This is a genomic window from Micromonospora chalcea (assembly GCF_002926165.1).
Classification (GTDB): Bacteria; Actinomycetota; Actinomycetes; order Mycobacteriales; family Micromonosporaceae; genus Micromonospora; species Micromonospora chalcea.
On sequence record NZ_MAGP01000111.1, the window covers coordinates 1 to 21,321 of the forward strand.

18 protein-coding genes, 1 pseudogene and 1 riboswitch are annotated in these 21,321 nt (G+C 74.3%); of the genes and pseudogenes, 10 read left to right on the top strand and 9 right to left on the bottom strand.

Annotated elements, in window-relative coordinates; genetic code table 11:
• Positions 1-234 (bottom strand): annotated as a pseudogene (locus BAW75_RS32605) (hypothetical protein); the annotation flags it as partial.
• A 113-nt stretch (positions 235-347) separates the two neighbouring features.
• Positions 348-551, bottom strand: coding sequence for a cold-shock protein (locus BAW75_RS15015; RefSeq protein ID WP_013288855.1), 204 nt, complete (start codon positions 549-551; stop codon positions 348-350).
• Between the two features lie 223 nt (positions 552-774).
• Here BAW75_RS15015 and BAW75_RS15020 point away from each other — a divergent pair, with 223 nt between their 5' ends.
• Positions 775-1,290, top strand: a complete 516-nt coding sequence (locus tag BAW75_RS15020; protein WP_104113954.1) for a GNAT family N-acetyltransferase — start codon at positions 775-777, stop codon at positions 1,288-1,290.
• Positions 1,291-1,360: 70 nt separating this feature from the next.
• Here BAW75_RS15020 and paaN read toward each other — a convergent pair whose 3' ends face one another.
• The 4 genes from paaN to BAW75_RS15040 all read right to left on the bottom strand — a co-directional run bounded on the left by paaN (position 1,361) and on the right by BAW75_RS15040 (position 6,887).
• Positions 1,361-3,034 (bottom strand): phenylacetic acid degradation protein PaaN, encoded by a 1,674-nt coding sequence (paaN, locus tag BAW75_RS15025; RefSeq protein WP_208635252.1) that lies wholly within the window; start codon positions 3,032-3,034, stop codon positions 1,361-1,363.
• Positions 3,035-3,086: 52 nt separating this feature from the next.
• On the bottom strand, positions 3,087-4,106 hold the full coding sequence (locus BAW75_RS15030; RefSeq protein ID WP_104113956.1) for a GNAT family N-acetyltransferase: 1,020 nt from the start codon (positions 4,104-4,106) through the stop codon (positions 3,087-3,089).
• A gap of 299 nt (positions 4,107-4,405) precedes the next feature.
• Positions 4,406-5,695, bottom strand: a complete 1,290-nt coding sequence (gene thrC, locus BAW75_RS15035) for a threonine synthase (protein ID WP_064446731.1) — start codon at positions 5,693-5,695, stop codon at positions 4,406-4,408.
• Positions 5,696-5,707: 12 nt separating this feature from the next.
• A riboswitch (SAM riboswitch) is annotated at positions 5,708-5,840 on the bottom strand.
• 72 nt (positions 5,841-5,912) lie between these two features.
• A complete protein-coding gene (locus BAW75_RS15040; RefSeq protein WP_104113957.1) occupies positions 5,913-6,887 on the bottom strand; it encodes a DMT family transporter in 975 nt (324 codons plus the stop codon).
• A 90-nt stretch (positions 6,888-6,977) separates the two neighbouring features.
• On the opposite strand from BAW75_RS15040, the gene BAW75_RS15045 reads away from it, so the two are divergent.
• Both BAW75_RS15045 and BAW75_RS15050 read left to right on the top strand, forming a co-directional pair.
• A complete protein-coding gene (locus BAW75_RS15045) occupies positions 6,978-7,286 on the top strand; it encodes an ArsR/SmtB family transcription factor (RefSeq protein ID WP_104113958.1) in 309 nt (102 codons plus the stop codon).
• A gap of 43 nt (positions 7,287-7,329) precedes the next feature.
• A complete protein-coding gene (locus tag BAW75_RS15050; RefSeq protein ID WP_104113959.1) occupies positions 7,330-7,959 on the top strand; it encodes a DUF4232 domain-containing protein in 630 nt (209 codons plus the stop codon).
• Positions 7,960-8,014: 55 nt separating this feature from the next.
• Here BAW75_RS15050 and BAW75_RS15055 read toward each other — a convergent pair whose 3' ends face one another.
• The 3 genes from BAW75_RS15055 to BAW75_RS15065 form a co-directional block, all read right to left on the bottom strand.
• Positions 8,015-8,464 carry a DoxX family protein gene (locus tag BAW75_RS15055; RefSeq protein WP_064446733.1) on the bottom strand — a complete coding sequence of 150 codons (450 nt, stop codon included), beginning with the start codon at positions 8,462-8,464 and terminating at the stop codon, positions 8,015-8,017.
• Positions 8,465-8,614: 150 nt separating this feature from the next.
• Positions 8,615-9,523, bottom strand: coding sequence for an ABC transporter permease (locus tag BAW75_RS15060; protein WP_043327978.1), 909 nt, complete (start codon positions 9,521-9,523; stop codon positions 8,615-8,617).
• Positions 9,523-12,387, bottom strand: a complete 2,865-nt coding sequence (locus BAW75_RS15065) for an alpha/beta fold hydrolase (protein WP_104113960.1) — start codon at positions 12,385-12,387, stop codon at positions 9,523-9,525. The genes BAW75_RS15060 and BAW75_RS15065 overlap by 1 nt, the downstream gene beginning before the upstream one ends.
• Before the next feature lie 374 nt (positions 12,388-12,761).
• Between BAW75_RS15065 and BAW75_RS15070 the strand changes: the two genes are divergently transcribed.
• From BAW75_RS15070 to BAW75_RS15100, 7 genes are read left to right on the top strand one after another with little or no spacing between them, the layout of a single operon-like run.
• Positions 12,762-13,943 (top strand): hypothetical protein, encoded by a 1,182-nt coding sequence (locus BAW75_RS15070; RefSeq protein ID WP_104113961.1) that lies wholly within the window; start codon positions 12,762-12,764, stop codon positions 13,941-13,943.
• Positions 13,930-16,824, top strand: coding sequence for a sensor histidine kinase (locus BAW75_RS15075; protein ID WP_104113988.1), 2,895 nt, complete (start codon positions 13,930-13,932; stop codon positions 16,822-16,824). The genes BAW75_RS15070 and BAW75_RS15075 overlap by 14 nt, the downstream gene beginning before the upstream one ends.
• Entirely contained in the window at positions 16,821-17,285 is a 465-nt protein-coding gene (locus BAW75_RS15080; protein ID WP_043327977.1) for a roadblock/LC7 domain-containing protein, read from the top strand. The genes BAW75_RS15075 and BAW75_RS15080 overlap by 4 nt, the downstream gene beginning before the upstream one ends.
• Positions 17,282-17,731 (top strand): DUF742 domain-containing protein, encoded by a 450-nt coding sequence (locus tag BAW75_RS15085; protein ID WP_043327976.1) that lies wholly within the window; start codon positions 17,282-17,284, stop codon positions 17,729-17,731. The genes BAW75_RS15080 and BAW75_RS15085 overlap by 4 nt, the downstream gene beginning before the upstream one ends.
• The gene (locus BAW75_RS15090) at positions 17,709-18,503 is read left to right on the top strand and encodes a GTP-binding protein (RefSeq protein ID WP_208635253.1); all 795 of its coding nucleotides are present in this window, start codon (positions 17,709-17,711) and stop codon (positions 18,501-18,503) included. The genes BAW75_RS15085 and BAW75_RS15090 overlap by 23 nt, the downstream gene beginning before the upstream one ends.
• Positions 18,504-18,550: 47 nt before the next feature.
• Positions 18,551-19,042 (top strand): hypothetical protein, encoded by a 492-nt coding sequence (locus BAW75_RS15095; protein ID WP_104113990.1) that lies wholly within the window; start codon positions 18,551-18,553, stop codon positions 19,040-19,042.
• A gap of 37 nt (positions 19,043-19,079) precedes the next feature.
• Positions 19,080-21,317: an AAA family ATPase gene (locus BAW75_RS15100; RefSeq protein WP_104113962.1), complete on the top strand. Its 2,238-nt coding sequence runs from the start codon at positions 19,080-19,082 to the stop codon at positions 21,315-21,317.
• The last annotated feature ends 4 nt before the right edge of the window (positions 21,318-21,321 follow it).

The following is a 21,321-nucleotide window of genomic DNA, read 5'->3' on the forward strand; positions in this document are numbered from 1 at the left end:
CGGGTGGGCGGGCTGCGCGTCGTACCCGGGTTGATGCGGAATGCTCGGGCCGTATCCGGTCTGGTCGGCCCAGGGATCGGCGGGCGCCGGGCCGGGAGCGGGCACGGACGGCCCGGCGCTCCCCGACGACGCCGGATCGGTGGCCGGAGGCGGAGGCGCGGTCGGGTCGGCCGGAGAGCCGGACGGCGTCGGCGACACCGGTTCGGTGGAACCCGGCGGAGGCAGATCGGACATGGGCCCTCCTCAGCGGCTACGGCTGGAACGGCTCATGATCTTCCATGGTGCACGCTCACAGCGCAGCCCCCCGGTCGGTGGACCCGGCTGCGGAACCGCCCGGCGGGCGGAGGTCAGGCGATGACGCGGACCCGCTCGGCCTGCGGACCCTTCTGCCCCTGCGCGATCTCGAACTCGACCCGCTGGCCGTCGTCCAGCGCCTTGTAACCGTCCATCTCGATCGCGGAGAAGTGGACGAAGACGTCCTGCCCGCCGTCGACGGCGATGAAGCCGTAGCCCTTTTCGGCGTTGAACCACTTCACGGTGCCCTGTGCCACGGTGCACTTCCTCACTCTGCGCGGCGTTCCAACACCCGGAAACCGGCGGACCGGCACCGGTAGCACACCGGTTCAGCGATCGGCGACGACCACTGAATTCGGTGACCGAAATCGCACGCTACACGAGGCGTGACGACGGCGCACGACCACAAATCGGGCATATTCCGGGCGGTACCCGGCCCCGGTCACGCGCCTGCGCCGGCCCGTCCGGTATGCATGCGGCATGACCAGCGCGCCCACCACGACCACCGTTCGCCGGGTCCGGCCGACCGACGCCGCCCGGATGCGGGCGCTGCGGCTGGAGATGCTGGCCGACTCCCCACTGGCCTTCCTGGAGACGGTGGCCGAGGCCGCCGCCCGGCCGCACGCGGAGTTCGCGGCCCGGGTCGCGGCCGTCTCCCGGGGCGACCACACCGCCCAGTTCGTGGCCGACCCGGGCGGCCGGCTGGTCGGCCACGCCGGTGGCACCGCCGCGCCAGACGAGCCGGGCCTGACGCTCGTCTACGCGGTCTACGTGACGCCGGCCCGGCGGGGCAGCGGTCTGCTCGCCGCGCTCGTCGACGAGGTGGCCGCCTGGTCGCGCGCCTGCGGACGGCCCGAGCTGATGATGGAGGTGGTGGTCGGCAACGACCGGGCCTACCGGGCCTACCAGAAGCTGGGCTTCGTGGACACCGGCGTACGGGTGCCGCACCCCCGCATCGCCGGCCTGTACGAGCTGCAGATGCGCCGCCCGGCGTGAGGCCGACCGGACGCAGTTGTTAAGAGGGGGCCCCTCCTATACCGGAGGCGTTAAGAAGGGGCCCCTCCTTTCAGGCGTGGCGGCGGCTCTGGACGATGCGGAACCGGTTCGCCACGTACGCGCCGTCGGTCAGCGCCGAGTTGGCCGCCGCGTTCGCGCCGGAGCCGTGGAAGTCGGAGAACGCCGCCGACTGGTTGACGAACACCCCGCCGGTGAGGTTGCAGGACAGGTGCACCCCGGCGTCGATGGCCGCCTTCTCGGCCTCGTCCAGCACGGCCTCGTCGGTGGAGTAGACGCCCGCGGTCAGCGCGCCCTTCTCGCCCACCGTCTCGCGCAGGATGCGCAGGCTGTGCTCGGTCGAGTCGGTCGCGATGGCGAACGAGATCGGCCCGAACCACTCCCGCGAGTAGGTGGCGGTGTCGGAGGCGTCCAGCTTCACCACAGTCGGCGTACGCACCACCGCGCCGGGGAAGGACGGGTGCTCGACTACGCGCGACTCCAGCACCGGCTCGCCGACCTTGGTGACCTCGTCCAGCCGCTCCAGCACGCCGTCGTTGACGATCGCGCCGGTCAGCTCGACGCCCCGGGCCGGGTCGGCGGTCAGCTTGGCGACCGCGCCGGCGATCCCGGCGGCCACCTCGTCGAAGCTCTTGTGCCCCTGGTCGGTCTCGATTCCGTCGCGCGGGATCAGCAGGTTCTGCGAGGTGGTGCACATCTGGCCGCTGTACAGCGTCAGCGTGAAGCCGAGGTTGCGGCAGAGCCCGGCGAAGTCGTCGGTGGAGTCGATCACCACCGTGTTCAGGCCGGCCTTCTCGGTGTAGACGGCCGCCTGCCGGGCGTTCGCCTCCAGCCAGTCGCCGTACTCGGTGGAGCCGGTGAAGTCGACGATCTTCACGGCCGAGTCCAGGGCCAGCGTCGTGGCGAGCTTCTCGCCGGGCGCCTCGGGCGCGAGCTGCACCAGGTTCGGGTCGAACCCGGCCTCGGCGAGCACCTCGCGGGCGTACTTCACGGTGATCGCCAGCGGCAGCACCGCGCGCGGGTGCGGCTTCACCACGACCGGGTTGCCGGTGGCCAGCGAGGCGAACAGACCGGGGTACGAGTTCCAGGTGGGGAACGTGTTGCAGCCGATGACCAGCGCGACCCCGCGCGGCACCACGTGGAACGTCTTGGTCATCCGGAGCGGGTCGCCCTTGCCCGCGGCCTTCTCCCAGCCGGCGGTCCCCGGGTGGCGGGTCATCTCGGCGTACGCGTAGGCGACCGCCTCCAGGGCCCGGTCCAGCGCGTGCGCGCCTCCGGCCTGGAACGCCATCACGAACGCCTGGCCGCTGGTGAACTGCACCGCGTTGGCCAGCTCGAAGATGTTCCCGTGCAGCCGGGCGAGGATCTCCAGGCAGACGCCCACCCGGGCCTGCGGGCCGGCGTCGCGCCAGGCGGGCAGCGCGGCGCTCGCGGCGGACACGAGCTGGTCGGCGCCCGCGTGCGGGTAGCGCACGTCCAGCGCCACGCCGAACGGGCTGACCTCGGTGGCGACCGTGCTGCCGTCACCGGCCTGGTCGAGCGGGAAGTCGCCGCCCAGGTACGCCTCGAAGGCGGCCTTGCCGTCGGCGGCGGCGGTCTCGCCGTACACCCGGGGGCTGGGTGACTCGGGGTAGGCCGACCAGTACCCGCGCTCCGCGATGGCGGTCAGCGCCCGGTCGAGGGTCTCGCGGTGCCTGTCGTACAGGGGGTGCGGGGTCTCCGTCATGCCCGCCATCATGCAACAGAAAGGCACCAGATCAGTAGGGGCGTGTCACAACTCAGATCGTCAACTGCCAGTCGACGGAACCGGCGGCCGGGCGGAAGCCCAGTTGCTCGTTGATCGCGATCATGTGCCGGTTCGCGACCGCGTTCCAGGTGTCGACGGCCCGCAACGCCGGTTCGTGTGTCAGCGCGTACTCCAGGTTCCCGGCCTTGCAGAGCAGGCCGAGCCGGCGGCCGCGGTGGTCGGGGTCGACGAGGGTGATCTCCTGCCAGGCGTGGTCGGCGCTGCTCGCGTCCAGGCTGAGCTGGGTCCAGCCGACCAGGCGGCCGGTCGCCTCGTGCACCACGCCGGTGTTGTACCGGCGTACGCCCCGGGCATCGAGCGCCCGCTCCGCGTCGCGTACCCGCGCCGCGTCCATCCGCTCCGGCTTCCAGTCCAGCTCACCCATCGGCGCGTCGAGCAGCAGCCGGCCCTGGAGGTAGGCGACGTCCGCGACGTACTCCTCGGGGGTGTGATCGCGCCACCGCACCGGCCGGTATCCGGTGGCCGCGGTGCGGGCCGGGGCCAGCAGCGCGGCGAGCCGGTCACGGTCGAGCCCGGTCACGTCGAGGCGGCGGCGGACGTCGGCCAGCGCCGGCTTGGCGCCCAGGGCGGCGGCGAACGCGGCGCCGGGGAAGACCCGGTCCTCCTCGCCGGGCAGCGCGGCGGTGGTCGAGCCGACAAGGCGTTTGCCGCCGTGCTCGCGGAGCAGCCGCACGCCGTGCTCGTGCAGCACGCGGCCGATGCCGCGCCTCCGGTACGCCGGGTCGACGGTCAGTTCGACTGTCGCGTTCTCGGTGTTCTCGATCGTGTGCAGGTGCAACCGGAGCCAGCCCACCGGCAGGCCGTTCAGGCGGGCGACGAGCCAGCGTCCCTCGATGCCGGGCATCGGGTGCGACAGCAGCGCCTCGAAGCGGCGGCGGCAGATCGGCGGGAGGTCCGGCTCGTCGACGGCCTGGGCGGCGCAGGCGATCCGGTACGCCGCGTCGAGCGTCTGCCGGTCGGCGGGATCAAGCGGCGTCACGGTCAGCGTCATGTCACCCAGGGTGCGCCGGACACAGCGAAGAGGCCAGCGGTTTTCCGCTGGCCTCTTCGGACGTTGGTCGGGAGGGACGTCCGCACAACGCCTCCGGCGTTGGGTCGCAAGAACTTGAAAAGTCTCCGGCGGATGCCCTCCCGCACGAAGCATCTTGCGCCGTCCGGTTCCTGCCGTCAAGTCCTTGAGGGTGGTTTTCTGGCACTCACCGCACATCACCGGTTACCCACCGGTCTCACCCGATCCCCCACCCGGGCGAGCCCCACCTCCCCCACCCGGCCGAGGCGCCGGGCTCCGGGTCAGGACAGCAGGCCGGCGTCGCGGGCGGCGCGGAGGCTGGGCTTGATGCGGTGGGTGGGGCCCACCTGGGCGGCCACCGCGTCGAGCGTCTTCAGGCCCTCGCCGGTGTTGAACACGACCGTCTCGGCGGACGGGTCGAGCCGGCCCGACTCGACCAGCTTGCGCAACACCGCGACCGTCACGCCGCCCGCCGTCTCAGCGAACACCCCGGTGGTACGGGCGAGCAGCCGGATGCCGGCGCGGATCTCGTCGTCGTCGGCGTAGTCCATCCAACCGCCGGTACGGCGCACCGCCTCCAGCGCGTACAGCCCGGCGGCGGGGTCGCCGATGTTCAGCGACTTGGCGATGCCGGTCGGCTTGACCGGCGTGATCGTGTCGGTGTCGCCGTGCAGCGCGGTGGCGATCGGGTTGCAGCCGGCCGACTGCGCGCCGAACACCTTCCAGCCACCGGCCGGCGCCTCGACCAGGCCGATCTCGACCAGCTCGGCGAACGCCTTGTCGATCTTGGTGAGCAGCTCGCCGCTGGCCATCGGGATGACCACCTGGGCCGGGATCCGCCAGCCGAGCTGCTCGGCCACCTCGTAGCCGAGCGTCTTGGAGCCCTCGGCGTAGTAGGGCCGCACGTTCACGTTGACGAACGCGGTGTCCTCGAACTCGTCGGTCTCCACCAGTTCGCCGCAGAGCCGGTTCACGTCGTCGTACGAGCCGTCGATGGCGACCAGGTCACCGCCGTAGACAGCGGTGGTGACGACCTTGCCCTGCTCCAGGTCGCCGGGGATGAAGACGACAGACGGCACGCCGGCCCGGGCCGCGTGCGCGGCGACGGAGTTGGCGAGGTTGCCGGTGGAGGCGCAGGCGTAGCGGGTGAAGCCGAGCTGCCGGGCCGCGGTCAGCGCCACCGAGACGACCCGGTCCTTGAACGAGTGGGTGGGGTTCGCGCTGTCGTCCTTGACCCACAGCGGCGCGGTGAGTCCCAGCTCGGCGGCGAGGTTCGGGGCGGCGACCAGCGGGGTCAGCCCCGGGTCGAGCGTGACCCGGGTGTCCGGGTCCTGACCGGCCGGCAGCAGCGCCGCGTACCGCCAGATGTTCGCCGGACCGGCCTCGATCTGCTCCCGGGTGACGGTGGCGAGCGCGGCGGTGTCGTAGTCGACCTCCAGCGGCCCGAAGCACTCGTAACAGGCGTGCTGGGCGGCCAGCGGGTAGCGCGCCGAACAGGCGCGGCAGACCAGGGCGCGGGCCGGGCTGAGGGTGGTGTCGATGCCGGTGGCGGCGGGAAGCGTCGACGTCATGTCGAGGATTTCCTCTCATCTTTCCCCGCATCGCCGGGTGCGGCGGGGACGGAATTGGCACCTGCCCGCTGCCGCTCGTCGTCGAGCGTGCGGGTGGTTGCCGGGGCGTCGTCGGGCCGTATCCCTCAGCCCCTCTGGATGAGGTATTCAGTTGTGCCGCCGAGTCTATGCGCTGCTCACGGCCGCGCCACCCCGGGATCCCACGCTGTGGGCCGGCTCAGCGTCCGACCACCGCGGCCGGCTCCACCACGGCGGGCCGGTCCACCACCGCGAGCGGCTCCGGCGCCGTCGTGGTCACGGCTGCCGGGCGGGTACGGGTGACCAGGTTCGCGGCCACCAGGGCGGCGATGGTCAGCCCGGCACCCACCAGCTCGATCGCGACCGGCCGGTACCCGCGCAGGATCTGCACCGCGAACGTGACCACCGGCACCAGGTTCATGAACAGCGCGGCGTCGGCCGGGCCGAGTCGCCGTACACCGGTGTTCCAGGCCAGCACCGCGAGGACGGCGGCGATCAGCACCGCGTACGCCAGTTGGGGGGCGACCGCGACGAGGTCGGCGGCGGCCGGCGCGTGCTGGAGCCCGGTGAGGTCGGCGACGGCGCTGGCGGCGAGCATGGCGAGCATGCCCGTGACGGCGGTCAGCGTGGTGTAGCGCAGCGCCGACCATTCGGGGAACCGGCTCGCGCCGTGCGTGTAGAAGGCCCAGCCGATCACCGCGCCCAGCATGAGCAGCCCGCCGACACCGAACTGTCCGAGCCCGTCCAGCCGGCCGCGGGTGATCACCAGGCCGACGCCGACCAGGGCCACCAGTGCCAGTCCGAGCAGCGCCGGGCGGGGGCGTACGCCGTCGCGCGGCCAGCGGACCAGCTGGGTGATCAGCGGCACGGTGGCGCCGAACAGCGCGATCTGCTGCGGGGTGGCGTGGCCGAGGGCGAGGTTCGTCAGCGTGTTGAAGCCGGCGAAGCCGAGTGCGCCGAGCAGCCACACCTCGGCCGCGCGCCCGCGCGTGGCGAGTGCGGCCAGCCCTTCGCGGGCCAGCAGCAGGGCGACCAGCACGGCGGTGGCGAGGACGTACCGGGTGGTGGTCAGGTTGAGGGCGTCCACCCGGGTCAGCGCGCTCGCCAGCACGGGGAACATGACGCCCCAGCTGAGCACTGCGAAGATCGGGAAGGCGGCGGAACGGAAGCGCATCCCAGCTCCTATGTTCGAGTACCGTCGAACCAAACGCCACGACTCTAGGAGCTTGTTCGACGATTGTCGAACATGGGTTATCGTAGTCACATGGAGCTGCACGAACCCGAGCTGCGCGAGGTCCCGGTCACCGCCGTGCTGGCGGCGCTGGCCGACGACGTGCGGCTGCAGATCGTGCGCGCGCTCGCGCCGGGCGGGGAGCACGCCTGCGGCTCGTTCGAGTTCGGCGTCTCCAAGGCCACCCGCAGCCACCACCTGAAGGTGCTGCGCGAGGCGGGGCTGACCCGCACCCGCATCGCGGGCACCACCCGGTACGTGCGGCTGCGCCGCGACGAGCTGGACCGCCTCTACCCGGGCCTGCTCGACGCCGGCCTCACCGCGCCCGCCCGGCCGCAATGATCAGCCTCCCCCGCCACTCCCGGCGGGATGACATGATCGCCTGATGCGGAGGGCGACTGCCCGGATCGGGCTCCTCGCCGGCGCGGCACTGCTCGCCGGCTGCACCCCGGCACCGGCCCCGGTCGACGGGCCGCCGTCGGCGCCACCCCGGCCCGGCGCCGAGCCCGCCGCCACGTGCTCCCCGGAGGGCATCCGGATCACCGGGCTCGGGGTGGGGGCGGCGATGGGGCTGCGGGCGATGGGCCTGGACCTGGTCAACTGCGGCGACCGCCCGTACGAGCTGCGTGGCTATCCGGCGGTCGCGCTCCGGGACGCCGACGGGGACGCGATAACGGTACGGATCATCCCGGGCGCCGCGCCGATCACCGCCGGCTTCGACCACCCGCCCACCCGGATCGTGCTGGCACCGGGCGAACGGGCTGGCGCGGCGCTGATCTGGCGCAACCTCGTCACCGACCCGACCGTGGTGGCCACCGCGGGCGCCGAACTCGACGTCGCCCCGTCGACCGGCCGGCCGGCGTACCCGGTCGAGCTGGACGGGCCGATCGACCTCGGGAACACCGGCCGGCTCGGCGTCAGCGCCTGGAAGCGCCGCGACGCCGACCCGGCGACGCAGGCGCCCCCGCGCTCCGATCCACCGGCCCCCTCGACCTCGCCGGTCAACCCGCTCTGACTCAGATCGCGGTACGGAAGCGCCCTCCCGTACCGCGATCTCGCCGGGCGGCGGATCAGACCGGAACCGAGGCGGGCGACGCGGTGGCGGGCTCGGCCGGGGCGGCGCGGCGGCGGGCGAGCAGCGCGTCCAGCGCCCAGCTGCCCGGGCCGAGCACGGCGACCAGCAGGAACGACCAGCAGAAGAGCGCCGCCAGTTCGCCGCCGTTCTGCAGCGGCAGCAGGTTCTGCGGCTGGTGCACAGTGAAGTACGCGTACGCCATCGAGCCGGAGGCGAGCAGCGCGGCCGGACGGGTGAGCAGGCCGACGAGGACCAGCACGCCGCAGACGAGCTGGATCAGCGCCGCCCACCAACCGGGCCAGGTGGCGAACGGGACGGCCTCGCCGGAGCCTCGATTACCGCCGAGGACGCCGAATATCGACGCCGCGCCGTGGCATAGGAACAGCAGCCCCACAACAGCGCGGAACAGGGACAGGACAGGGCCGCTGAGCTGGGTCGGAATCATGTGTGACCTCCTGGGGCGGGTGTTTGACCGCTCCAGGATGGCGATTGCACGTATCGATGTTAATCAATTTCTTTGCAGGCGGGACAATTGCATGGGAACGCTCCCATGATATGGGCGGACGCGCCAATGCGGGTACCCCCGACAGTCACCTCAGCTGGTGACGTCCTTGCGGGTGAAACGCCAGAAGGCCAGGCTCCAGAACAACGTGGCGTAGACGATTGCCGAGAACGCGCCCTTGACCACGTCGTCGGTCTGCATCGGCGTGGACAGCAGCCCCAGCCAGGCGCTGCTGTAGTGGGTGGGCAGCAGGTTCCGCAGCCCGCCCAGCGCGGTGATCTGATCCAGGATGCTGGACAGGATCCAGAGCAGCACCGCGCCACCGACCGCGCCGAGCGCGGCATCGGTGGTCACCGACAGCAGGAACGCCAGCCCGGCCACCACCAGCAGCACCACCGCCAGGTACCCGAGCACCCCGAGCAGCCGCAGCAAGCCGTCGGCCGGGGCCAGCTCGGCCGAGACCTGGCTGCTCAACGGCTTCCAGCCGTACCGCAGCGTGCCGACCAGCAGCGCGGTGCCCGCGAGCAACAGCAGCGCCAGCCCGGAGTACGCGAGCGCGACGACCAGCTTCACCGCGAGCAGCCGGGCCCGGGGCACCGGCACCGCCAGCAGGTAGCGCAGGCTGCCCCAGCTCGCCTCGCTGGCCACCGTGTCGCCGCAGAACAACGCCACCACCACGACCAGCAGGAACGACGCGGAGACCAGGATCGAGAACAGGGTGAAGTTGAGCCCGCCCGAGGTGGCCAGGTCGGCCAGGCTGGAGAACTCGCCCCGCCCGCCGCGGTCGTCGTCTCCGGAGTCGAACTGGAACGCCACCAGGATGATCAGCGGCAGCAGCACCATGAACCCCAGCGCGAGCTGGGTACGCCGGCGCGACGCCTGCCGCCGGAACTCCGCGGCGAACGGAAGCGTGGCCGAGGGCCGGTAACCGGCCGCCGCACCGCCCGCGCCGGGCCCGGACGTGCCGCCACCAGGCGACGATGCCACAGACGAACCCGCCATCACCGGTCCCCGCTTCCCCGAGAGTTCTCGCCGACCAGGGCGAGGAACGCGTCCTCCAGGCGGCGCCGGGGCACCACCCGGTCCACTCCGATACCGGCCCGGACCAGCTCGGCCACCACCTCGCTGCGCGCGGTGCCGTTGGTGTCGACCACCAGCGCGCCCTCGGCGTCGGGCAGCACCCGTACGCCGTCGAGCCGGTCGAGCACCGTACGCGCCGCGTCCGGGTCGCTCACCTCGAACAGCACGCTCGGCGACTCGCCGACGATCTCCTCGACCGGACCCGAGGCGACGATCCGGCCCTTGTTCACCACCACGGCGTGCGTGCAGGTCTGCTCCACCTCGGCCAGCAGGTGGCTGGAGACCAGCACCGCCCGGCCGTCGGTGGCGTAGCGCTGGAGCACCCGGCGCATCTCGGCGATCTGCGGCGGGTCCAGCCCGTCCGTCGGCTCGTCCAGCACCAGCAGCTCGGGCAGGCCGAGCAGGGCCTGGGCGATGGCCAGCCGCTGCCGCATGCCGTGGCTGTACTTCCTCGTCCGCCGGTGCACCGAGTCGCCCAGGCCGGCGATCTCCAGCGCCTCGTCGAAGTGCGCGTCCTCCCACGGCCGCCCGGTCGCCCGCCAGTACGCCTTGAGGTTGTCCAGGCCGGACAGGTGGGGCAGGAAGCCCGGCCCCTCGACCAGCGCGCCGATCCGGGACAGCACCGGCGAGCCGGGCACCAGCCGGTGCCCGAAGACGTAGATCTCCCCGGCGGTGGGCTGGGTCAGCCCCATCAGCACCCGCAGCGTGGTGGTCTTGCCCGCGCCGTTGGGGCCGAGCAGGCCGACCACCTGCCCGGGGTGCACCTCGAAGTCGACGTCGGAGACCGCGACGAAGCCGTCCGCGTACTCCTTGCGCAGGTTGCGCACGGCGAGCGGGACGCCCGCGTACTCCGGGTGCACGGAGTTGTCCTGGCGGCGGTGCCGGCGGCGGGTGAGCAGCACGACCACGACGAGCCCGAGCACGATTGCGGCGAGCAGACCGGCCAGCGCCCAGCGCCACACCACTGCCGTGGTGGGGATGGGCGTGGCCTCGACGGTGGGCAGCGTCAGCGGCCCGTCGGCCAGCGCCACCGTGTGCACGGCCGGCTCGGCCGGCGGGGCGTACGCCTGGTCCGACGTCGCCACCACGAGCCGCAGCCGGTGCCCGGCCTCGACCCGCCGGACGATCCCCGGCAGCGTGACGGTGACCGGCGTGGCCGCGTCGACGGAGCTGGGCAGGCCGGTCAGGCGCACCGGCGCGACCAGGCCGGACGGCAGCGTGGCCGCCCCCTGCGGGTCGACGTCGTAGAGCTTCACGAACAGCACCGCCTCGCCGGTCGGGGAGGCGGCCCGGATCCGCACGGTGGGCGCGCCCACCACGTCGACCGGCTCGTCCAGCGGCGCGGACTCGAAGCGGGCGTGCTGGCCGGGGATGTCACCGGCCACGCCGTCCAGCAGCGAACCGAGCGCGCCGGCGAACGGCACCGAGGAGATCGCCGCCGGGTTGCCGTTGGGCGGTACGGCGACCGGCTGGGGCGGACCGGCGAGCGTGACCTCGCGGCGGTCCTCCCCGGCCAGGCCCGGATAGTCGGCGGTACGGAAGCCGGTGGCGACCAGGCCCCGGTCGAGCGCGTCGAACCCGGCGATGCGGGAGAACGTGAACGTGTCGCCGGGCGCCGCCCCGTCCCCCTTGACGTAGTGGTCGAGCCACTGCGCGGTCAGGAACTTCACCCGGTCGGAGTCGGAGGTGGGTCCGGAGCCGCCGTCGTGGCCGCCGGTGAACCAGGCGACCCGCACCGGCGTGCCGGCGGCGGCGATGCCCCGGGCGTTGGCGTCCGCCTCGGCCAGCGGGAAGAGCGTGTCCGCCTCGCCCTGGACCAGCAGCGTCGGGGACTTGATCCGGTCCAGCACGCCGGCCGGCGACGACCGGCGCCGCAGCTCGACCGCCGCCGCGTCGGCCCGGCCCGTGGTCGCGATGCGCAGGTACGCGGCGCAGACGTCGGCGGCGAAGCGCCCGCAGGACGGGTCGGCGGCGCCGGCCGGCGCGCGACCGGAGCCGGTGCCGGGACCGGCGCCCGGCTGCGGGCTCGGCGGTCCGGCCGACTCGGGCGCGCCCTCCGGCGCGGCGGCGGTGGCCCCGGAGAGCCCGGCCGGACCGGAGCCGGCGTTCCCGCCGCCACCGAAGAAGATCCCCGCCCAGCCCTTCTTGAACACGCCGTCGGTGGGCTGCCGGCCGGTGCTCTCCGGCAGGAACGCGCGGGACAGGTCGTTCCAGGTGATCATCGGGACGATCGCGTCGACCCGCTGGTCCTGCGCGGCCAGCAGCAGGGCCAGGCCGCCGCCGTACGAGCCGCCGACCACGCCGACCCGGGGGTCGCCCGGCGAGTCGAGGCGGATGTCCGGCCGGGCCGCGAGCCGGTCGAGCAGGCGCTGGGCGTCCCGCACCTCGTAGTCGGGGCTGTCCAGGTGGATCTGGCCGCCGCTGCGCCCGAAGCCGCGGGCGGTCCAGGTGAGCACCGCGTACCCCCGGGCGGCCAGGTCCTCGGCGTCGGAGCGGACCGAGTCCTTGGTGCCACCGAACCCGTGCGCCAGCAGCACCGCCGGCACGCGGTTCGCTTCCGACGCGCGGTCCGGCAGGTAGAGCGTGGTGTCCAGCTCGACCGGCTCGTCACCGGAGGGCCCGGAGCGGACCGTCACCAGCGCCGACTCGGTGCGGAAGTCCGGGCTCTGCGGCCGGGCCACCCAGACGAGCGCGGCGGCGACGAGGACTACCACCGCCACGACGGCGACGATCCGGCGTGGGCGTCCGGCCAGGGCGCGCCGGATCCGCGCGACTGGTGATCTCATGCGGCACACGGTACGGGCCGATCGCTGTGCATTCGCTGAGATCCGCCGTACGTCCGTCCGGTTGCGCCGTTCGTCGTTCGCCCACCGTCGTCCGCCAAAGGTCCAGAGCATCCCAGCGGCACATGTTCGGATCATGTGAATTCACATCTACACGCGCAAACCATCGTCGATGTCACTTCTCGGCAACATGATCGGACGCTGAGTGACGTCGAAGCTCACTCAGCGTCGCCCAGAATGGACTGACGTGAAGCCGACTCATCGGCCGAGGTTGCACAGACGTCCGGTTCGGCTACTTTTCCGGTCCGGTGCACGGGACTGCGTACGGCGACCTCCCGGGGCACCGAACGCCCCGCCGTCGCCGGAGGAGACACACCATGACAGTCCCCGCGCCGCGGGTCCGTCGGCGGCCCGCCGTACCGGGCCGCACGCTTCCCCTGCTGCTGGTGCTGGCGCTGCTCGTACCGCTCGGGTTCATCTTCGCCCAGTCCGAGAGCAGCGCCGCGGACGACCACGACCTGGCGAGCCGGGAACGGCTCGGTGTGCGCTACCTGCGCGCCCTCGGCCCGATCACCGACGCGCTGGTGGAGGCCCAGGCGATAGCGGTCGCCGAGGGAGCCGTCTCCCGGGGCGCGCTCACCGCCGCGATCGAGGGCGTCGCCGAGGTGGACAGCGCCGTCGGCGACGAGTTGCGCACCCACGAGCGCTGGGCCGGGCTGCGGGCGAAGCTCGAGTCGCTGCCGGACCGCGGGCTCGGCGACCCCGAGGCGGCCTTCCGGGCCTACGGCGAGGCGTCCGACCTGCTCCTGGCCCTCTACCGCAAGGTGCGGGAGAGCTCCGGGCTGATCCGCGACCCGCGCTCGGACTCGTTCTTCCTCCAGGACGGCATCGGCGGTGACCTGCCCACCGCGACCGTGCTGGCCGGGCGGCTCGTCGACCTGGCCCGGCTGGCGGCCAAGCGCCCCGCCGCCGAGCGCGCGCGGACCGGCGCGGAACTGGCCGAGCTGCGCGTCGCCGCGCTCGGCCCGGCCACCGACCTCGTCGCCGACCTGCGCTCCGCCGTCGACAGCTCGGAGAGCACCGACCTGGGCGCCAACGTGCTCACCCCGCTGGACACCTACCAGCGCTCGCTGGAGACGTTCTCGGTGTACTCGGCGCCCGGCGGCGGGCGGTCCGCGCCGAGCACCGACCAGCTCACCCAGGCCGGCATCACCGCGCAGAACGCCGCCAAGCAGCTCCGGACGGTCATCCTCGACCAGCTCGACGCGCTGCTGAAGGAACGGCTGGACGCGATCGACCGGGACCGCCTGCTGGGCCGGGCCGCGGCCGGCACCGCTGTCGCGCTGCTCGCCGGGATCGCCGCGCTGCACCTCGCCGCGCTACGGCGGGCGCGGGCGGCCGTCCCTCCCCCGGCGCGCCGCACGCCGGCCGAGGCCGGACCGCCACCGGCGGTCCACGGGGACCCGCCGATCACCGTGTCCGAGGGTGACCGCCAGCCGGTCGCCGTCGGCCGGGGCGGCGACGCCGACCGGTGGAGGCCGTTCGATGCTGCTCGCTAGGTTACGGATCCGGGGCAAGCTCGCCCTGCTGGTGATCATCCCGCTGCTCAGCATGGTCGGGCTGGCCGTTCCGGTGGTCATCGACCGGGTGGCCGCCGCGCAGCGGGCCGCCGACACCGCCGAGACGGTCCGCATCGCCAGCCGGGTCGGCAGCCTGGTCCAGGATCTCCAGCAGGAACGCCTGCTCTCGGTCGGGCTGCTGCTCGGACGGGTGTCCCGCACCGAGCTGATCCAGAAGTCGGCCACCGTCGACGACCGGGTCGCCGATCTGCGCGCCGAGACGCTGCCGGCGACGGTCCGCGAGAGCCTCGACGGGGTACGCAAGCTGGACGACGTCCGCACCGCCACGCTCGCCGGCCGGGCCAGGCCGGACCAGATCCTGACCGCGTTCAGCGAGGTCGACACCGCCCTGATCGACGCGCTGCGACTGCCGTACCAGGTGGACACCGACACCGCCGCCGGGCGGCAGGTGCTCGCCCTGGACGCGTTGCTGCGCGTCGACGAGGCGCTCAGCTCCTGCACCACCCAGATCGTGCTGGTCAAGGCGACCGGCGACCCGCGGATGTCGCGGTCGTTCGTGGCGTGCATGGCGGCGCTCAACGTCGACAACCGGCGCTTCCGCCGGCTGATCACGCCGGAGCAGCTCAAGGTGGCCGAGCTGGACGACGCGGCGGTGGCCGCGCGGACCAGCCCGACGTTCCTGGTGGACAGCCTCCGGGACCCCGACGCGGCGATCGCGCCGGTCTCGCTGGACGTGCTCTTCCCCGCGTCCCGGTCGATGATCACGCTGGGCCAGTTCGTCGAGAAGAAGGTCGTCGCGGACGTCATCGCGGAGACCCGCGCCCGGGAGCGGGAGGCTCTGACCGCGGCCTGGCTGGTCACCGTGGCGGCGGGCGTGATCCTGCTGGTCGTGGTGCTGCTGAGCATGACGGTGGCCCGTACCGTCGCCCGCCCGCTGAGCCGGCTCACCCGCTCCGCCGAGCGGGTCGCCCGGGTCGCCGAGGCGGAGCTGACCCGGGTCGCCGACGACGAGTCCGAGAGCGTGCCCCCGGTACGCCTCGACCCGGTGGAGGTGAGCGCCCGGGACGAGATCGGTGAGCTGGCCCGCGCGTTCGACCGGGTGCAGCACACCGCCGCCCGGCTGGTCGAGCGGCAGGTGGCCGGACGCCGCAACGTGGCGCAGATGTTCGGCCACGTCGGACGGCGTACCCAGAACCTGGTCGGCCGCCAGATCGCGCTCATCGACCGGCTGGAGCGGCAGGAGACGGACCCGGGCCGGCTGGAGCACCTGTACCGGCTGGACCACATCTCCAGCCGTCTGCGCCGCAACGCGGGCAGCCTGGTGGTGCTCTCCGGCGCCACCGGCTCGGACGGCCACGTGGCGCCGGTCCCGCTGGCCGACGTGGTCCGGCTCGCGCTCGGCGAGATCGAGGACTACACCCGCGTCGACGTGGAGGTGCCGCCCGGCGTCGCGGCGGCGCCGGCGATCGTCGGCGACCTGGTGCTGACGCTGGCCGAGCTGATGGAGAACGCCACCTCCTTCTCGGCGCCGCACACCCGCGTGGTGGTGACCGGCGAGCTGACCGACGGCGGCGCCCGGCTCGTGGTGGTCGACCACGGCATCGGCCTGACCGAGGAGCGGATGGCCGAGGAGAACGCGCGGTTCGACCGCCGGGAGCGGCTCGACCTCGCCCCGACCGAGGTGCTCGGCCTCTTCGTCGTCGGCCGGCTGGCCCGGCGGCACGGCTGGCACGTCCGGCTGACGCCGACCCCGGGGGGCGGAGTCACCGCCACCCTGGAGGTCCCGGCCGACTCGCTCGTGGTCCGCCGCCCCGAGCCGGTCTTCGCCACCGCCACCCTGGCCGCTGTGCCGCCCGGCGGGCACGAGCACGGGACGGCAGCGGTCGAACCGCCCGCCGGCTTCGACGCGGAGCTGCTGAGCCGGGCCACCCGCAGCATGTCCAGCGGCGACCCGTGGAACGCCTTCGGCAAGCGGGACGACGCTCCGGAGCCGGCCGAGGATCCGGGCCTGCCCACCGCCGGCGCGCCGCCCGCCTGGCCGCCGGCCGCAGGTGCGCCCGCCACCCGGCCGGCCGGGCCGGTGGCGCACCCCGGCCGTACCTCCCCGCCGACACCGGTCGTCGGCCCGGTCCCGGTCGCTCCCCCGGCCGCCGGGCCGACGACCGGCCCGACCCGCACCGCGCCGGCCGGCCCAGCCCTGACCCCACCGGCGGGTCCGGCCCTGCCGCCGCCCGCCGGCCCGGCCCTCGCACCGGCCGCCGGGGCCGGCCTGGCCGTCGGGCCGTCGTCGCCACCGGCTGTCCGGCCGGCGCGCACGCCGACCGTCGGGTCCGCGCCCGTACCGACCGCCGGACCGGCGTCGGCCCCGCCGGTCGGTCCGGCCCGCACGGCGCCCCCCGCCGGTGGTCGCCCGTCGGTCCCGGCCGGGCCGGAACCGGTCGGCCCGCCCACCGGACGGCCCGGCACGCGGTCGCCGATCCGGCAGCGGGTGCCCGGCGCGAACCTCCCGGCCCCCGCGCCCACCACCCCGGCCGCCCCGGCGACCGGCGGGCCGCTGATCGGCGTACCGGCCGATCCGGCCTCCGTCCGGGCCCTGGTCGAGGCGTTCCAGGACGGCGTACGCCGGGCCGAGGGCCACACCACCCTCGTCCCGCCCGCAACGGAGCGTCCCCGGCTGAGCCGGCGGGTGCCGGGCGCGAATCTGGCCGACACCCCGGTCCAGTCCACGCCCCCGGCCAGCTCCGACCCCGGCGACCCCGTCGAGGTCCGCAATCTCGTCAACGAATTCGAGGCGGGCGTCGCCCGCGCTCTGCGCGAAGTCAGCCCAGACCGTCATTACGAAGAGGACCCATCACGGTGACCAGCCCCTTCTTGCACGACAACATCGAACAGAGCGCCGCCGGCGACCTCAGCCCCGAGGCGCGCACCTTCAACTGGCTGCTCGACTCGTTCACCTCCAGCACCGCCGGGGTGATGGAGGCGATCGCGGTCTCCTCGGACGGGCTGCTGATGGCCATGTCCGCCATCAAGGACCGGTCCAACGCGGAACGGCTCGCCGCCGTGGTCTCCGGCATGACCAGCCTCGCCGGAGGCGCCGCGAGCTGGTACGCGCTGGGCGCGCTCAACCGGGTGATCGTCGACATGGCCGAGGGTTACCTGCTGATCAGCGCGATCAGCAGTGGTTCGGTCCTCGGCGTCGTCGCCGACCGGACGGCCAACCTGGGCACCGTGGCGTACGAGATGACGCTCTTCGCCGGCCGGGCCGGCGGCGCCCTGAGTCCCCGCCTGATCGCCGAGCTGAAGAACGCCGTTCAGCAATGATCCCGGGGGCCGCCGGCGCGGACCCGGAGCCGGAACCCGGCATCCGGGTCCGCCCCTTCCTGCACGCGTCCGTTCCGGTTCCGGAGCCGGACGCGGGCGACGGGGAGCCGACCGGCCCGCGCCCGTTCGTGCTGACCGCCGGACGAGTGGACGGCGACCCGGCGATCGGTCTGGAGACCCAGGTCACCGCTCGTCCGGGCAGCACCTCGTGGGCGGTGACGGCCCGGCTGTCCCCGGAACTGGCGGCGATCGTCGCGATCTGCGCCGAGCCCGTCTCGGTGGCGGAGATCTCCGCCCGGACCCGGATGCACTTCGGTGTGACCCGGGTACTCGTCGGCGACCTCCGCGCCGCCGGCCATCTCGACGTGCACGTCGCGGACGGCGACGACGCCCTCGATCCCGACATCATCCTGCGAGTGATTGATGGACTTCGTGCGATCTCCTGAATGGCCGGCGGCGGCCCTGGGCGGGCCGTCCGCGAACAGCGCCCCGAGCCGCTACGGCGGACCGGCCCCGCTGATCGGCCGCGCCACACCGCCACCGCCCACCCCGCCGCTGCCGTACCTGCCGCCCGGGGTGCCGCCCCAGGAACCGGCCCCGATCGTGAGCCGGCTCCCGGCGCCCCGCCCGCCGATCCCGGTCAAGATCCTGATCGCCGGCGGGTTCGGGGTCGGCAAGACCACCACGGTGGGGGCGATCTCGGAGATCGCGCCGCTGACCACCGAGGCCGAGATGACCACCGTCGGGATCGGCATCGACGACCCGGGCGGCGTCGCCGGGAAGACCACCACGACCGTCGCCATGGACTTCGGCTGCGTCACCATCGACCGCAGCCTCAAGCTCTACCTCTTCGGTACGCCCGGTCAGGCGCGGTTCGGTTTCATGTGGGACGACCTGGCCCGGGGGGCGCTCGGCGCGCTCGTGGTGGTGGACAGCGCCCGCCTCGACGACTGCTATCCGGCCATCGACTTCTTCGAACGTTCCGGGCTGCCGTTCGCCGTCGGCGTCAACGCCTTCGACGGGCGGCTGGCCCTCGACCTGCCGTCGATCCGCTGGGCGCTGGCGATCGCGGAGCACGTGCCGCTCGTGCAGTTCGACGCCCGGGACCGGCTCTCCGTCCGGGACGCCCTGCTGGTCGTCCTGGACCGGGCGCTGGACCGGGCGACCCGTTCGGGGCGGCGCGGCGACGGGCCCGCCCCGCAGCCACGGGCGGGCTGAACACCGACAGTCGTTTCGATCCGTTGTCTGGCGAAGGGGTGGACGCCATGAGAGGTGATCTGGACGAGACACTGGCCCGGATGGCGCGGCGCGAGGAGGCGATGCGCCGCCGGGCGCCCGGCGAACCGGCCGGCGGGACCGACCAGGACGTGGTCCCGGAGGAACTGCCGGCCGAGCCGGGCAACGGGCGGGCGGGCCACGGCGCGTACCGGCTGCGGGGCGGCGCGGCGCCGGCGCGGCGTGACCCGGTCGAGGAGGTCGCCGACGCGGTCCGGCGGGTCGTGGCCGACCACCCCGGGGCGGCCGTCACGCTGCGGGTGGAAGTGGGCGACCAGGCGTACCCGCTGCGGGTCTCCTGGTCGGGCCTTGCGGTCACGGTGGGCCCGGCCTCGGCGCCGACGCCCCCGCCGGCGTGGCCCATGTCGGTGAAGACGGTGCCCGCCCCCGGGCAGGACTCGGTCGAGTCGGACCCGGCGGCCCGGCTGGCGGAGATGATCCGGCGGGATCCCTCGCTGCTGGACGGCCCGGACCCGCGCTGAGGCGGCACCTCGTGGTCACGGCGGCTACTGTCGGCGGGTGGCGGAACCCGATCTGACCCTGACCGCGACGCTGCGGCCGGCCGCGCTCGACGCCCGCCGCGGCGTGGTACGCCTGCACCCCGAGGTGCTCACCGCGCTGGCGCTGCGCCCCGGCGATCCGGTGCGGCTGACCGGCCGCCGGACGACCGCCGGCATCGCGGCCGCCGCCGACCCGGGCACCAGCGGCGTCCTGCTGCACGCCGACGACCTGCTGCTCGGCAACCTGGGGCTGCGGGCCGGCGGCCAGGTGACGGTGAGCCCGCTGCCGGCCACCCCGGCGCGCCGGCTCACGCTGGCCGGCCCGGCCGCGGTGGTCGCCGCGGTCCCGCCGGAGATGCTGCGGCTCGCGCTGCTCGGCAAGGTCGTCACGGCCGTCGACGACGTCTCGCTGCTGCCGCAGGACGTGCTCCCGGACGCCGCCGTGCGCGGCCTGATCGAGGCCGCGCGGCGCAGTCTCGCCAGCTCCGTCGGGTACGCCTGGACCAGCACGCTGCTCAACGTCGTGTCCGTCGAGCCGGCGGCCGGCGCGCTCGTCACCATGGACACGGTGGTGGGCTGGGAGCACGGTCCGGCCACCCGGGGCTCCGGCCCGGTGTCCCCGGGCGCGCCCGTCTCCGCCCCCTCGGCCGCGCCGGCCGGGACGGAACGGGCCGAGGGCCTGCTCGGCCCGGAGGACGCCCCGGACGTCGACGAGCTGCCCGGCCTGCGCGCCCAGGCCGAGGAGCTGACCGAGCTGCTGGACCTGGGCTTCCACCACCGTGAGGTGCTGGGCCGGCTCGGCACCACCGTCTCGCTCGGCGTGCTGGTGGAGGGACCGGCGGGCTCGGGCAAGTCAGCGCTCGTGCGCGCCGTCGCGGCCCGGGTCGGCGCGGGTCTGCGCCCGCTCTGGGCGCCGGAGCTGGCCGCGCTCACGAACGACGCGGCGGCCCGCAGGCTCCGCGAGGCGGCGTCGGCGGTACGCGCCGGCGGACCGGCCGTGCTGCTGGTCATCGCCGTGGAGGCGATCGCCCCGGCCGACGAGCCGGGTCCGCTGGCCACCGTGTTCCGCCAGGTGGTCGCCGAGGCGCTGCGGGCCGGCGTGGCGGTGGTCTGCACCAGCGGGCGACCGGAGGCGGTGGACCCGGGACTGCGCGGCCCGGATCTGCTGGCGCTGCGGATCACCGTGCCGCTGCCCGACGCGGCGCTGCGCCGGGAACAGCTGACAGTGCTCACCCGGCAGGTGCCGCTGGCCGGCGACGTACGGCTGGACGAGGTGGCCGGCCGTACCCCCGGGTTCGTCGCGGCGGACCTGGCGGCGCTCGTCCGCGAGGCCGGGGTACGCGCGGCGCTGCGGCAGAAGACGGCGGAGACGCCGACGGTGGCGATGACGGACTTCGCCGAGGCGCTGGAGGTGGTCCGGCCGACGACGATGTCCGCGTCCACGCTGGAGCTGGCGTCGGTGACGCTCGACGACGTGGGCGGACTGCACGACGTCAAGCAGACGCTCACCGAGTCGGTGCTCTGGCCGCTCACCTACCCGGACACGTTCGCCCGGCTGGGCGTGACGCCGCCGCGCGGGGTGCTGCTCTACGGGCCGCCCGGCTGCGGCAAGACCTACCTGGTCACCGCGCTGGCCGGGTCCGGGCGGGCGAACGTGTTGTCGGTGAAGGGCGCGGAGCTGCTCTCCAAGTGGGTGGGTGAGAGCGAGCGGGCGGTCCGGGAGCTGTTCCGCCGGGCCCGCCAGGCCGCGCCCACGCTGGTGTTCCTGGACGAGGTGGACGCGCTGGCCCCGGTACGCGGGCAGGCCAGCGACGGCGGCACCACCGACCGGGTGGTGGCGGCGCTGCTCACCGAGCTGGACGGGGTGGAGGCGCTGCGCAACGTGGTGGTGGTCGGCGCGACGAACCGGCCGGAGCTGGTCGACCCGGCGCTGCTGCGTCCCGGCCGGCTGGAACGTCTGGTCTACGTGCCGCCGCCGGACGGGCCGGGCCGCGCGGAGATCCTCCGCGCCGCCGCCCGGGGCGTACCGCTCGCGCCGGACGTCGACCTCGACGCGCTCGGCGCCGAGCTGGACGGCTTCTCCGCCGCCGACTGCGCCGCGCTGGTACGGGAGGCGGCGCTCGCCGCCATGCGGGAGTCGCTCAACGCGAGCACCGTGACTGCCGCGCACGTCGGGGCGGCCCGGGACCGTGTCCGGCCGTCGCTTGACCCGGTGCAGCTCGCGCACCTGGAGTCGTACGCCGCCGGCCGGTCCTGACCGG